The sequence below is a fragment of the Paenibacillus luteus genome (assembly GCF_006542765.1).
GTDB lineage: Bacteria > Bacillota > Bacilli > Paenibacillales > Paenibacillaceae > Pristimantibacillus > Pristimantibacillus luteus.
In genome coordinates, this window is the sequence record NZ_SKCD01000009.1 from 1 (window position 1) to 14,818 (window position 14,818).

12 protein-coding genes are annotated in these 14,818 nt (G+C 46.2%); all 12 read right to left on the reverse strand.

The genetic code is table 11. The annotated features are described in order from the left end of the window. Nucleotides 1–549: 549 nt before the first annotated feature. Nucleotides 550–1,302 carry a glycerophosphodiester phosphodiesterase gene (locus E0496_RS06515; RefSeq protein WP_141500826.1) on the reverse strand — a complete coding sequence of 251 codons (753 nt, stop codon included), beginning with the start codon at nucleotides 1,300–1,302 and terminating at the stop codon, nucleotides 550–552. Beyond that, nucleotides 1,302–2,129, reverse strand: a complete 828-nt coding sequence (locus tag E0496_RS06520) for a carbohydrate ABC transporter permease (RefSeq protein WP_141500827.1) — start codon at nucleotides 2,127–2,129, stop codon at nucleotides 1,302–1,304. Before E0496_RS06520 ends, E0496_RS06515 begins: the two co-directional genes overlap by 1 nt. Then, nucleotides 2,126–3,049 (reverse strand): carbohydrate ABC transporter permease, encoded by a 924-nt coding sequence (locus E0496_RS06525; protein ID WP_141500828.1) that lies wholly within the window; start codon nucleotides 3,047–3,049, stop codon nucleotides 2,126–2,128. The genes E0496_RS06520 and E0496_RS06525 overlap by 4 nt, the downstream gene beginning before the upstream one ends. A gap of 77 nt (nucleotides 3,050–3,126) precedes the next feature. Beyond that, the gene (locus E0496_RS06530) at nucleotides 3,127–4,398 is read right to left on the reverse strand and encodes an ABC transporter substrate-binding protein (RefSeq protein WP_141500829.1); all 1,272 of its coding nucleotides are present in this window, start codon (nucleotides 4,396–4,398) and stop codon (nucleotides 3,127–3,129) included. A 102-nt stretch (nucleotides 4,399–4,500) separates the two neighbouring features. Next, on the reverse strand, nucleotides 4,501–5,994 hold the full coding sequence (locus E0496_RS06535; RefSeq protein ID WP_141500830.1) for a response regulator: 1,494 nt from the start codon (nucleotides 5,992–5,994) through the stop codon (nucleotides 4,501–4,503). Next, nucleotides 5,975–7,807 (reverse strand): cache domain-containing sensor histidine kinase, encoded by a 1,833-nt coding sequence (locus tag E0496_RS06540; protein WP_141500831.1) that lies wholly within the window; start codon nucleotides 7,805–7,807, stop codon nucleotides 5,975–5,977. The genes E0496_RS06535 and E0496_RS06540 overlap by 20 nt, the downstream gene beginning before the upstream one ends. Nucleotides 7,808–7,825: 18 nt before the next feature. Next, complete coding sequence (locus tag E0496_RS06545) at nucleotides 7,826–8,521, reverse strand: MgtC/SapB family protein (protein ID WP_141500832.1); 696 nt, start codon at nucleotides 8,519–8,521, stop codon at nucleotides 7,826–7,828. 34 nt (nucleotides 8,522–8,555) lie between these two features. Continuing rightward, nucleotides 8,556–9,113: a glycerol-3-phosphate responsive antiterminator gene (locus E0496_RS06550; RefSeq protein WP_141500833.1), complete on the reverse strand. Its 558-nt coding sequence runs from the start codon at nucleotides 9,111–9,113 to the stop codon at nucleotides 8,556–8,558. Nucleotides 9,114–9,165: 52 nt separating this feature from the next. Beyond that, nucleotides 9,166–9,936, reverse strand: a complete 771-nt coding sequence (locus tag E0496_RS06555; RefSeq protein WP_141500834.1) for an HAD-IIA family hydrolase — start codon at nucleotides 9,934–9,936, stop codon at nucleotides 9,166–9,168. 254 nt (nucleotides 9,937–10,190) lie between these two features. Continuing rightward, nucleotides 10,191–10,454 carry a hypothetical protein gene (locus E0496_RS06560; RefSeq protein WP_206669720.1) on the reverse strand — a complete coding sequence of 88 codons (264 nt, stop codon included), beginning with the start codon at nucleotides 10,452–10,454 and terminating at the stop codon, nucleotides 10,191–10,193. Nucleotides 10,455–10,660: 206 nt separating this feature from the next. Next, entirely contained in the window at nucleotides 10,661–11,788 is a 1,128-nt protein-coding gene (locus E0496_RS06565; RefSeq protein WP_141500835.1) for an SGNH/GDSL hydrolase family protein, read from the reverse strand. A 231-nt stretch (nucleotides 11,789–12,019) separates the two neighbouring features. Continuing rightward, nucleotides 12,020–14,818 (reverse strand): fibronectin type III domain-containing protein (locus tag E0496_RS06570; RefSeq protein ID WP_175598020.1); only part of this gene is annotated, 2,799 nt, incomplete at its 5' end.

A 14,818-nucleotide genomic window follows, 5' to 3' on the forward strand; every position in this document is an offset into this window, starting at 1 on the left:
TTTTACAATCGAAAGAGAATCCATGGTTCTTTGGGTTACGAATCGCCGGATCGATTTGAGGAAATGTACTACAACAAGATTAACTAAATACTCTTATTGAGTGTCTACTTTCTTGACAGAGGACCATTTTTAGATCTAACTTGTCGTAGCAAGCTGAAATAGGTCTAAAAAATAGATCTAATCTAGCTTAGCGGCTCCAAATGAACCGGATATGGCTGGGTTTTGGAGAAATAGATAAGTTGAACGAAAAAAATGAAGGATAAGCAAAGCGAGAGGATCGTACTGGAGAAACGAAGTGTTCGTCTTAGTAGCCAGGTTCTTAGCTTGACTTAGTCAAGCTAAGAATCTGGCTGCAACCGCGACCCCATAGAATGATCTACTCGCGCAGCGACCAAAACGAGAAACTTTAGCTTATATAGATAGCAAACGAAAGTCTCTCTTTGCCTTTTTCGAGAACAAAAAAACCCTCTGGGAGGCAGTGATCAGTTCATGAATAGAATGAACAGTTTAATCACTGTGTACCCTGAGGGGTTTTTCCAAAATAAAACTTTAATCTTGCGAGAGATAATCGGGATAATCGGTAATAACGCCATCGACGCCAAGGGCAAGAATGGAGGGAACCACGCTGCGCGAACGGACCGTCCAAGGAAATATTTTCATGCCAAGAGAATGAATATGAGCAACGGCTTCAGCCGTCACCAGCTCGAGCGCGGGATTAACGTATGCTGCGTAATTAGCCAACTCCATCAGCTTATCTTCAGCCAATAAGGCAGCATTCTCTACCAATACACCAACAGGAACCTCTGGCATAATAGCACGGAATCGTTTTACAGAATCCTGATCAAAGGACTGAACAATGACCCGCTCCGCCGGCAGATGCATTTGATAGGCTGCAAGCTCATCGGCAAGCTTTTGCTCAAGGCCAGGGTACAGATAAGGCCATTTCGTTTCAATAAGAACGCCAATTCTACCTCTACATAGCGCCAACACTTCGCCCAGTGTAGGAATTGGCTGCCCCTTGAACTCCTCAAGGAACCAAGAACCAGCATCCAAACCGCGAAGCTCCTCCAAGGTGAGGTCCTTCACAGCGGCTGAGCCGTTTGTCGTCCGGTCCACCGTACTATCATGGATAACGACCAGCTCATTGTCCTTGCTTAGCTGAATATCGAGCTCCAGGTAGTCCGCATTCATTTGAATGGCACGCTCGAATGCCGCCATCGTATTCTCTGGCGCATACCCAGCCGTTCCGCGATGGGCTACAACCTGCACGCGGTCTACTTGGGTACCGTTCGTTATGGCCATTATTTTATCGCTCCTTCGGTAAGTCCTCCAATAATATGCTTCTGCGTAAAACCATAAAGAATTATAATAGGCAGCATGGAAATAAAGAAGCCGGCAAACGCTAGGTTGTAATTGGATGCATATTCGCTTTTGAAATTATAAATGAAAAGCGGCAGCGTCCAGAAATCGGGATGGCGATTAAGAATAATGAGCGGCAACTGGAAGTCATTCCAGATCCACAGGGAGTTCAAAATGAGAACAGTTGCAATGATCGGCATCATCAACGGATAGATAATGCTAATGAATGTGCGCCATACGCCGCTTCCATCGATGTTCGACGCTTCATCCAGCTCAAGAGGAACGTTTTTCAGAAAACCTACGCATAAGAAGATCCCTTGGGCGAAGGACAGCGTCACATACATAATGATCAAGCCGGTTTGATTTAACATTTTCAGGTTGCTCATATGCCGATATATAGGAAGCATAATCGCCTGAAACGGAACAAATATACCGGACAAGACTAATAAGTACAGCAACTTATAATACCGCTTATTCAAATTTCGTGAAATCGCATAAGAAACCATCGGAATGAGCAGCAGCATGAGCAAAATTGAAATAGCTGTCACGTACACCGAGTTGGTTACAAAGGTGTAGAAGTTAGCTTTATTAATGACTTCAATAAAGTTACCAAAATACAAGCGAGTAGGCAATGCGAAAAAGCTTTCTGCCGTCTCTTGCGGCGTTTTCATCGCAATGGTTAACGTAAGATACAGAGGGGCAAGAACAAATAGCATGCCTATGAATAAAAAGGTATAGCTGCCAATTTGGACGAGCTTATTACTCCTCATAGCTGTCCTGCCTCCTTCCGATTTAAAATTTTAATTTGAATGAATGAGATAATCGCAATCATCACGAACACATAAATCGCTTCAGCGGTCCCGTAACCAAACTTCATTTCCGCCATACCGTGCTTATAAATCAAGAAACCCATCGATTCCGTCGCAAATGCAGGTCCGCCATCCGTCATCGCTACAATATAATCGAATACCGTAAGCGTACCTTTGATCGCCATGACCAAGTTAACAGTTAGCATAGGAATGAGGAAAGGGATCGTCACGGAGAAAAATCGCTGCAACGGTGTTGCGCCATCGATCAGAGATGCTTCCTTCAAATCTTTAGGAACGCTTGCCAAACCAGCAATAAAAATAACCATTGGCGTTGCAATGCCGTGCCAAATATTCGTAAGAGCAATGCCGTAAATAGCCGTCGATTTGTTGCCAAGGATGTTTCTAGACAGCCAATCTATACCCAATGCTTGTCCAATCGACGGGAATACCGAATAAAAAATTTGATTAAAAATTAGGCCTACCGTAATCATGCTCAAAACTGCTGGAAAGAAATAAACGGAACGAAAAAAACCGCGCAGCTTCAGCTTTCCGCTTAGAAATATCGCCAATACTAAAGCGATGAACAGCTTCAATACAACAACGATAGTTGCGTATAAAAAAGTAAACCGAACCGAATGCAGAAAACGGTTATCCTGCAAAATATCGATATAGTTTTTGAAACCGACGAAACGGTAGCTCAGCGAAAAGCCATCCCAATCCGTCATACTGTAATAAGCGCCCATCCCTAGCGGCAGAAGAAAGAAAACAATATATAACAACAGCGTAGGCACCGTCAGCAGGAAGAAAATAAGCGCGGCTTTATTGCCGGCGAATGATTTCTTCTTTTGAGCAGAACCTCCTGTTTTATTGGCATAATCCATGGTCCATCTCCACCTTCTCATTCAAAAGAATAGAAAAACCCCCTCGGCTTCACAGCTGAATGCCTCGGGGGCCGCTCTTATTGGTTAAACTTATTGAAAAATATTTTGTCCAATGCTTTCAAATAGCTGTCAATATCACCGGTTGCGAACATTTCCTGCGTTGCTTTACCTACATCGCCATTTACGCCGGATGGCCATGAGCGTTCAATCGTTGGATATACTTTATCCGCGTTAATCAGATCGCTTAGACTTGTAATTTGTTTGTTATTGTTTTCAACACCCGTAATCGCTGAAGGATAACCGCCAACATCTACGTATTTCTGAACGGATTCTTTGGATGTCATGAATTCAATAAACTTCTCCGCACTCGCTTGGTTTTTGCCATTGGCAGGGAGGCCTAGCGCCGTATCTACCGATACTTGCACTTTGGTATCTTCCGCTTTGTCCGCCGGCATCGGGAACATAGCGAAGTTTAGGTTAGGGTTCGACTCTTTAATCGTTGGAACAGCCCAAATGCCTGTGTACCACATCGCTGATTTGCCATTGGCAAATTCACGAAGTGCATCGTCATAACCCGTTCCAAGAGCATCTTGTTGGCCATATTGGCGAAGATCGTAAAGCTTTTGCGCAAATGGTTTAAGTTCGGCATTATCCGTAATATGTGCCTCGCCTTTCATTACGCTATCCAGGAACGCCTCAATGTCTGTCAGCTGCAAGCCCATTCTGGATACAACTTCCTGACGGATCGGATTCGCATCCTTATCATTGAAGTAGAATGGCGTTTTGCCGGCTGCTTTGATTTTCTCGGCTGTCTGAATCAGCTCATCATAGGTTTGTGGAATTTCCAAGTTCAGTTCGTTAAACATATCGATGTTGTAGTATACGCCAAGCGTCGCTACAGCCACGGGAACCACGTAGTTTTTGCCGTTGATTTTGCTGAGATCAACAATCCCTTGTGATACGTTCGCAAGAAGAGATCCGCCCGTCAAGTCAACAACGCGGCCTTCCTTCGTCATTTGCTGGAACACGGGGTTGTGCGGGTAATGCGTAAATACGGATGGAGCGTCGTCCGTTGAAACACGCATCGTCCAAACATTCTCCGGGTTTGGCACATTGTTTTGTTCAACCGTAATATTCGGATTTGCAGCTTCAAAATCCTTAATTAGCGAGTTAACGACATCGACCATTTCCGATTTCATTTGGAAATACTCAATTTTAACCTTTTCGCCGTTCGCTGGCGAAGCGCTTCCATTCGGAGCGTTATTTGGTGTATTTCCGCTAGAGCAAGCGGTTACAATCATTAAAGTTGAAAGTATGCCGACGGAACCCCATTTTTTAAGTAATTTCATGTCTATGACTTACCCCTTTCGCTGCTTGATATAGCCTAATTATATCGGTGCGGGCATCAGCGAAATAGGAGATAACTGACCACTTCAATGTGAGAAAAATGTCTATCTGCTCGCTTTCGTTTTCCCTGGCGTCTCACCGAAGAACTTTTTGTACATTTGGATAAAGTAAGAGTAGTCGTTAAAGCCAACAGCGCTGGCAATCTCCGAAATCATAAGGTCGGAGCCGCTATTCAGCATGGCCTTTGCGTTGTTCATCCTTACGGAAAGCAGAAATTGCGAGAATCGCATATCCGTTTTTTTCTTAAAGATCCGGCTTAAATAGGCAGGGTCCGTAAAATAGACTGTTTTGGCTAAATCCTCAAGAATAATATCTTGCTTGTAGTTATGCCTCACATAATTTTTAATATCCTCGACCATGCTCGTCGAATCCTTGCTTGGACTGCTCATCCTCACTCCGATGGCGGATATCATGACCGCGAATGCATCGACAATTTCATCGATGGATGAATATTCATGAAGGTCCATTTGCTCTAAGTAAGCAATATTGTCCTCTTCAGAAGCCTCAAGCTGCTCAATCAGGGAATTCAGCATGGCGGTCACCTTAGCGCACATATCCTGAAGGGCAATGACCGATGGCTGCTGCTCCGCGGCATTCTTTAAGTACTGGCGCAAGATGTCCACAGCTTCCGCATTCTGATGCCTGACTATTTTCTGGCGCAAGGAAATAACCCAATCATCGATTAGGTTATAGTCATGGGGGTGATGCGCTCTCGTGTTATCCTGCGTGTGGAGCAGGTTATCGCCAGAAATCAGCTTGTACAATACAGCGATTTTCGCCTCTTTGTAGGCGGCAGCAAGCTCGTCCCACTGTGAATGGACACCGCTCATTCCAATGGATATGATCTGCTGAGCCTCTGCGGCAAAAGCATGAATCACCTGTTCAAAGCGATGGCGAAGCTGTCTAAGCCATTCGGACGAAGTCATTTCATCGGGCTTCCACGTCAGAACAACCGTTGTATCGGCATGACGCCTATCTCCAATCATCACATGGCGCCATTCGGCTTGCTTCACCGTCTGATTCAATTGGTCTTTGCAGGAAGAATCTGTGCGCAATACCGCAATGATATAACTCGGCACCTGCTCACTGCCGTGCGTAGGCGGGAACGGCAAAGCCGCGCCTTCGTAGATGGCAGCAGCTACGCTCTCCTCCATTTTTCTCTCATTGGACATCGTTTCCTTCTCTTTGCACTGCTCCAATATCGGCCATAATTGTTCTTTGCCTGCTGGTTTTAACAAGTAATGCTCAACCTTATTTTGTATCGCCTGCTGCGCGTATTTGAAATCATCATATCCGCTAATAATGACATTGATCGTACCCGGGTGATGCTCCTTGATATAAGCAGCCAATTCGATTCCATCCATGAGCGGCATCCGGATATCCGAGAACACAACATCAGGCGGGTGGATCGCAAATAACTCCATCGCCTCTTTGCCATTGTCCGCTTCCTCCACGATCACTTCGGGATCCCAATCTTGTATCATTTGCACAATCGCCTTTTTGGCAAAATACTCATCATCAACTACGAGTATTCTCATTCGCACTCATCTCCTTTACTACAGGTATCCCCATCTCTATACAGGTGCCCTCATCAGGCTTGGAATAGGCTTTTATCCAATAATCCTCGCCATAAAAGTTTTTGATTCTCGCATGTACATTCCGCAAACCAAAGTTGTTCTTATCATCCAAGCTCGCAGCTTCAAAAGGTTTATCAAAAATGTCATTGATCAGCGTCAGCTTCTCCTCCGCAATCCCCACGCCATCATCTTGGACCCGAATAAGGATCAAATGTCCGCTTTTGCGAATCGATATGGATAAGACGCCTTTGCCCCCTTTGGGCTCTAGCCCATGGTAGAAGGCGTTCTCAACAATCGGCTGGATCAGAAATTTTAATATTTTATAAGGATACAGCTCCTCTTCAATCTCATAGTTCACTTGAAATTTGCCAAAGAAGCGAATTTGCTGGATCGTTACATAATGGTTGATCTGCTCCATTTCGTGCTGAATGGCCATCTCGTCACCTGACTTAATGTTGTACCGATACATGGAGGACAGGCTTCGAGCCATAATCGAAATATCCCCCACCCGATTCAACTCCGCCACAGAGTGGATCACATTTAACGTATTATACAAAAAATGAGGATTGATTTGCGCTTGAAGCATATTCATCTCCGCACGCTTCTGCAGCTGACCGGATATAATCTCATGCTCCCTGCTCTCCTTCAGGCGATGAATCATATGGTTATAGCTCATGACCAACCGGCCTAACTCGTCCGTTTTGGTCTCATTTATCGGAACCTGTTCCAGAAAGCCGGAATCCACGAGCTTCATGGCAATATTGAGCTTATTGATCGGGTTGATAAACCGTTTGGAGAAAAAGAAAGCAAGCAAGCCCGCGGCAATAAGCGACATGATGCTTACCGCGATATAGTTTCTCGTATTCGTTAAGAAGGTTTGATCGATGAGCCTTGCAGGAAGGTAATGGACGACCTTCCATTTCGTGTAACCGTTTTCAACTGTGCTAAACAGATAAGACTCTTGCTCGCTGCCGAGCTTGAGCGATTGTTTGCCCGAAACGGCCCCATTCTCAAAAGCCGCAGCCACCTCTTGCATCTCCACCGAATCGTAGGATTCGGAAGGTTCACTGGAGAGATAAATCACTTTCCCGTCCAAGATCACAATCGTTCCCAGCTCGCTATTGGAATTCGTAACCCCGCCCAATATATTTTCCAGCGCCGAAAACGGAATGTCGATCTTCACGTAACTAACCGAACCCTCACCCAAATTCAGGTCCGTTAAATATCTTACAATCGAGATCGTTTTAGCCTTATTTCCCCGCTTAGTTCCTTCGTATGGAGAAGAAACAACCAAATCGCCATTTTCCAGCCCTTGTTTATCCATTGAATTCACAACCGGCTGCATATCAGGCTCAAAAGCATTATTCGAGCTATAAATCCGCCCGTTAGGCGCGAGGACGGAGATTGCGGCAATATTTCGGTTCATTAAGACCAATTGATCGAGCGACCTTTGGACATAAGCTAGGTTCTCGACATGCTCTTTGCTCTCTAACGGATAATTTTTCGTAATAATATTTTTCAGCGCGGGGTCGGTCAAATAAAAGAAGGAATTCAACGATAGATTGGAAATAAAATCATTCATATTGACATTCGTCCGGTTATTTAGCTGCTGCAATAAATCCTCATAATACCCCTTGGTCTGATTGTACAAATTAACCCCGTAAATCAGCAGGGCTGATAATACGGGGACCATAATAATCATAATATAAGAGAGCATTAATTTATTTTGAAACGTCACAGGCTTAACGCCTTTTACCGGAAATTTCAGCTTCATACGCTTACACCTCTTTTGTTACAACAGGTTTATTTCTATGGATACCACATGCTCCATATTGTTAATCAGCTCGATGGACTGATTTAATCGAATATGGCTTTTCACTTTCACGCTTAGCTTCATTTCCGTAACGGGCTGATCTTCGTACTTATTATGCAAGCTCATCTTCGTAACTTGAATGCCCTGCTCGCCAAGCTGTGTGAAAACATTGCCGATCATGCCAGGTTTATCGATCACCCCTATAATTAATTGCCGGTGCCTTCGATGGCGCATCATCTGATTTTCTAATTTATTTAAAGCAAATAAACTAATAAGCACGATTACTGTCGTTAAAACAGCGGCAAATAAAAACCCCGCTCCTACACATAGGCCAATCGCAGCAACCACCCAAATGGAAGCAGCTGTGGTTAAGCCCGATACCTTGGAGCCATCCCGCATAATCGCCCCCGCCCCCAAAAAACCAATCCCGCTAATGACTTGCGCTGCGAGCCGGGCAGGGTCCATTCTTACATTCGACTCATTTACAAATTGATTAAATCCGTAAATAGACAATAGCATAATCGCTGCTGAACCAATACAGACCAATATATGGGTGCGCAGGCCTGCCGCATGGTTGCTCCATTCTCGCTCGAATCCCACCAAGCCGCCCAAAGCGGCCGCGGTCAACACCCGTATGGTCAGATCTATTTCGTTGATCGTCCATATGCTGTTCAATTTCGTATGCTCCTTAAGCTTATTCAAGAGTTGGCTATGACCATAGCCCGGAAGTACCGAGCGATACAGCCAAGGCTCCTGCTTTTAACGCTTCGTCAATCTCATCTTGCTCACTGACCAGCCCACCCGCAATAATAGGCAGCTCCGTCATATGGGTTATCTCCTTAATAATTCGCGGCATAATGCCCGGCATCACTTCAATGGCGTCCGGTTTACTGCTCTCGACTGACTTTATGCCTCTGATGATGGCGTTACGGTCGATGAGGAACAAGCGCTGTATCGTCATCAATTCCATATCCTTGGCCATACGGATTAAGTTGTTCTTCGTAGAAATAATGCCCGTTGGTTTAATATATTGCGCCATGTAAGCGACTCCACTTCTGTCCTGCGCAATGCCTTCAATAAAATCGATATGCAAAAATACATGCTTGCCTGCTGCTTTTATACGATCGACCAATTGCTTCACGTTAAAAATAGAGCCATGCAGCAAAAAAACAACGTCACATTGGCTGTTTATTGCGTCATTCAAATCTTCTTCTCTTTCCACTGCCGCTATAACCTGATGATCGACAATATCAACAATTCGAGCCATTCGTCTCTCCCCTTCCCTAAGTGATAACATTGTACATGAAGTCGGCATTTTTTTATATCTGCACGACTTCCTTAATCGTATGGATAATATGCTTCGGTACCGTGGCCGACTGCTCTGCCATCTCTGCGGTCGTTACACCGGTAAGCACAAGGACAGAGTTCATGCCGGCATCATTTCCCATTTTGATATCGGTATCCAGACGATCGCCCACCATGTAGCAGCTTTCTACCGGCAAGCCTAGCTGCTCCGCTGCTGCTTCAGCCGCGATTAATGACGGTTTTCCCGCGACAAAATCAATCGGCTTACCTGTAATCGCTTCTAAAGCTGCAATAATTGCGCCAGTATCGGGTATTTGACCGAAATCCGTAGGACATGTCATATCTGGATTTGAAGCAATCACTTTAGCGCCACTCATGTACGCTTGATACAAGTAATTTAGCTTATCATAAGTAAATTGGCGGTCCCAGGATAAAATAACATAATCCAAATCGTTAATTTCCATCGTATACGGAACGCCATGTTCCCTTAATTCCTCGTGTATCGGATCCTCGCCAATGACATAGATCCGATCCGAAGGCTTCATATGCTTTTGCAAATATTTAGCCACAATCTGCGAGGAGTTGAGCACATCCTCAAGGGTTGCGGGTATGCCCATCTTCGTCAGCTTCTCCGCGTAGGACAATCGGGTTGCGATCGGCTTGTTGGTCAGAAAGACGACGCGATCGCCACGATCCCGCAAAGCTTGAACTGCCTCCGCCGCTCCGTCAATCATCGATTCTCCTAAATAAAGCGTGCCGTCCAAATCAAAAATAAATCCTTTCACTTCGTTTCCTCCCTTGGAATAAAAAAAATAAGAAAACAAAAAACCCTTTCCACAGTAAACACGCGCCCCTCTTGGGAGCACATGATTACGGATAAGGGTTTTCTCAGTTTTCTCAACCTAGCCGTTTGCGTATGAATTTTGTTGTATTGTATAACGAACGATTTGCATTGTCAATCTTAGGTGGACCCTATCATTTCTTCCCTTATGATCAAAAAAGCTCGCGAAGATCCTCATAAATATAATACTTCCCTTTCTCATCCTCTGCGTCTATTTGCACGCCCTTTGGAAGTGAAAGCATGATGTAAGGCCATTCGTCTTCTGCCCATTGCCTCTGATCCGGAAAACGGATACTTTCGTTTCGCACAAAAAACTGGAATTTTATTATTAATGGATAAAGGAATGGAATATACAAATAAAGGATAATAATTCGGTTTTTCTTGTTTGGTAAAATATTGATAATATGTTTGATAGGCTTCACATACCTGAGCTTGATCATGCTCGGTCTGATCGTTATTCATCCGGTGAAATCGTGCTTGCTTCTGCTCCAAAAGCTGGAGCACCTCTTTAAATTCTTATGGCGTAATGAAAAATTTAAGTTTGTAAAATCCGCTGTGTTTCAATCGATCCATAAGTCAGTCCTGCTCGCGCTCTTGTTCATGGTATCCCAACCTGGTTACGTCCAAATCAATAGCGTCTGCGCTTTTTCGATAATTCACGGTTCCAGCTACCTTTTCGGCAAAATTCCCTTGATATATCCCGCTAACGCTTTTGCAGCATCCTGATGGGCTAATACACCTGGGTGATTTCTTGCACCTACGGTCTCATCTGTGATCGTTGGAAGTTGGAATACCGATACCTTCCGATCACCCATTTTCTTCACGTATGCATCCACCGCGCGGCAGATTGCTGGCATCATCGGTATACCTAGCATTCCATAAGCCCATACGAGATGTGCATGAGCATTATATTTTCTAAGTTTAATAAGGAAGGACTCCGCAGCCCGTTCAAAGACTTCGATGTCCTCTTCCCTGTAGCTGCCATCCTCATTTAGCCGCTGTTTATGCGTTTCTCCCGTGGACTCATCCCGCCATTCGGGCGTATGGAAAGCACCCCCATCATTTGTTCCGAGATTGATGACCACAACATCCGGCTGCCAGGCGGCAAAGTTATTTTCTTCAAATGCACCTAGAGCTGTATTTTTATCCCCGGTAAGAAGACCGCAAACGTGCTCATAATAATCAGGAATATTGGAACGCGGATTGTTATCCCAGCTTGTCAGCACGCCCCAGCCGCTTTGAGAAATAATGCGATGCTCTGCGTTCAAAATCTCCGCTGTTATCGTACTGTAATTGTGCATTGCACTGAACCACATTGGAATCCAGTCTTCTTCTGCCTTCGCACCTATAGCACCTTCACCCGAGGTAATGCTGTCTCCGATGAACTCCAGCTTATAGGGCTTGTCCTTCACTGGCAAAAATTCACCGTCGCTCTTCACGGCGTGGATCTGCAGCGAACAGCCCGGATCTGCGTTCATCGCCTGCAGGTCTTTTACCACTCTCACATTTTTTAAAGCGTTTTCATTCATCCCTCTAAATAAGCACACCCAGTACCTTCCGGCTATTAGCATTTGTCTGCTTACAGGAACCTCATTAATCAAAACGCTTATCCAAGGCTCATAATGTTCATAACCCACCTCAACTTCAATCCATAGTTCAGAGCCTTTAACATTAAACTCAATTGCACTCCCCGTCCAAAATAGCGTTAAGGGAGAAAGATTTCCCGTTGTACGGCCATGAACCTTCAAAAAATCGATATCCGATAATGGATACACCTCTAGTTTTGTGTTACTCATTGATCATTCCTCCTCAGCCAATTGTATCAGACCCTATTCATTACGTGCTCCCCCTATAATGCCTCCCTGTTTTTTCCTGTTTGATGCTCCCATTATACGTTCATTGACGGGGAAACTTCTACACCAAAAATTCAGTCTCTAATTCCGCTCCAAGGCGAACATGAATATGCCCATCACTTCTTTCTCCTCAAAAAAACGGACCGCTCCACAAATGGAGCGATCCGTTATTCTTTAGAGGCTGCTAAGTGCCTTCAGTAAAATGACTACTGCTTCTGCTCGGGTCGCCTTATCGTTAGGGGCAAACAGATTGCCACTGCGTCCCGTTACGATACCTTTCTCCCGCGCAGCCGCTACGGCTTCCCTAGACCAGGCAGGAATAGCATCTGCATCGGCAAAACCGCCCTCCGCTGCCACCCCTGTCCACGCGAATCCAAACGCCCTGCTAATAATAACTGCAATTTCGGCGCGTGTAATTTCCGCATTCGGCCGGAAACTACCGTCGTTGTATCCTGAAATTACCTTTGCTTCAACCGCTTGCGCCACGGCCTTCCGAGCCCATGAGCCAATAGCATCCTTATCATAGAACGAAAGATCGGAGCCCTCGTTCTGCCAGTTCAGTGCCTTAGCCAAAATAACGATAAATTCCGCACGGGTAATCGTTTTATTTGGCTTAAAGGTGCCTTCTGGGTATCCTGATATCAAGGCCTGTTCTACAGCTTGTTTAATTGCAGACTCTGCCCAGTGTCCGGCAATATCCGTGAATTGAACTGCCGGCTTAGGATCAGGCTTATTCACTGCGAACACGGCAAACTTTGTGAAATGATCTACTTGTACCGATATGATTCCGTTATTCACGACACCGCCGACTTCTATCCAGCGTTTAGCCGTCTCGTCATAATAAAACACGGATGCCGTTTGACTTTCGTCTTGTAAAATCTTTTGATCAAATGCAAATCGAAGCGTAATCGGTTTTGTAAAGTTTTCCGTAAAGTTTTTTAACAGCTCAAAAATAGGGCTTGCAAGCTTTTGACCGTTCTCGACCAAATTTGCGCTATTCGAAAGCTTCTCTACTTTAATTTGAATCGCCCGATTGGATGTTTCCTTCGAAACAACGACCCAAATCTCCTCATTCAGCTTGACTTCACCAGCTTCATTTGCCTGAATAACCGTTTCAGCCGTTGTTGGCAGCGTTACCGGCGGTGATACTGGCACTGAAGGAGACGTAGAACCTCCGCCAGCTGGCGCAACTGCCGATGAAGGGTCCGACGGCAGTGAATTGCCTAAGCCGTTGCTTGCAACTACCGTAAACGTATACGTTGTTCCGTTGGAGAGGCCGGTTACCCTAATCGGATTGGAAATACCAGTCGCTGTCTTAACCGCTGTGTCCCCGATCCATGCCGTGACCGTGTATAGGCTGATATCGCTTCCGTTGCTTGATGGAGCAGTGAATTGTACGGTTACTTCACCATTGCCTGCTGTCGCCTGTACGTTTAATGGCTTGTCCGGTACAGTGGCTGGCGTCTCTTCGCCCGGGTCTGGATTTCCCGGCGTTTCTGTTGCTCTCGGTGTTACTCCATTCGTCGGCTCGGATGCCAGCGAATCGCCGATTGCATTGGTTGCAACTACCGTAAAGGTGTAGACCGTGCCATTCTCCAGCCCTGTTACCGTGATTGGGCTTGATGTTCCCGTCGCGGTCTTGACCGCTAAGCCACCAGTCCATGCCGTAATCGTGTATAAGCTGATATTACTTCCGTTGCTTGATGGAGCAGTGAATTGTACTGCCGCCTCACCATTGCCCGCTGTCGCCTGTACGTTTAATGTCTTGTCCGGTACAGTGGCTGGCGTCTCTTCGCCCGGGTCTGGATTTCCTGGCGTTTCCGTTGCTTTCGGCGTTACTCCATTAGTCGGCTCGGATGCCAGCGAATCTCCAATTGCATTGGTCGCAACCACCGTAAAGGTGTAGACCGTCCCATTCTCCAGCCCTGTTACCGTGATTGGGCTTGATGTTCCCGTCGCGGTCTTGACCGCTAAGCCACCTGTCCATGCCGTAATCGTGTATAAGCTGATATTACTTCCGTTGCTTGATGGAGCAGTGAATTGTACTGCCGCCTCACCATTGCCCGCCGTCGCCTGTACGTTTAATGGCTTGTCCGGTACAGTGGCTGGCGTCTCTTCGCCCGGGTCTGGATTTCCCGGCGTTTCCGTTGCTTTCGGCGTTACTCCATTCGTCGGCTCGGATGCCAGCGAATCTCCAATTGCATTGGTCGCAACCACCGTAAAGGTGTACACTGTTCCATTCGTAAGTCCCGTTACCGTTATTGGGCTGGACGTTCCTGGCGCCGTCTTAACTGCTGCGCCTCCAGTCCATGCCGTAACGGTATAGCCGCTAATTGCTCTTCCGTTAGATGCTGGCTCAGTAAAACGAACTTCCGCTTGGCTGTCTCCAGCCGTCGCCGTCGCACCCGCTACCTTTCCTGGCACAGTGGCCGGCGTTACCTCTTCCGTCGGGTCGGATGCCGGCGAATTTCCAATTTCATTGATCGCAACCACCGTAAAGGTGTACGCTGTTCCATTCTCTAGTCCCGTTACCGTAATTGGGCTGGACGTTCCTGTCACCGTCTTAGCTGCTGCACCGCCTGTCCATGCCGTAACCGTATAGCCGCTAATTGCTCTTCCGTTGGATGCTGGCTCAGTAAAACGAACTTCCGCTTGGCTGTCTCCAGCCGTCGCTGCTGCACCCGTTACCTTGCTTGGTACAGTGGCCGGCGTTGCCTCTTCCGTCGGATCAGATACCAGCGATTCTCCAATGGCATTGGTCGCAACCACCGTAAAGGTGTAAGCCGTTCCATTCTCTAGTCCCGTTACCGTTATTGGGCTGGACGTTCCCGTCGCCGTCTTGATCGCTGCGCCGCCAGTCCACGCCGTAACGGTATAGCCGCTGATTATTCTTCCGTTAGATGCTGGCTCAGTAAAACGAACCTCTACTTGACCATTTCCAGCCGTCGCCGCTGCACCTGTCGGCTTGCTTGG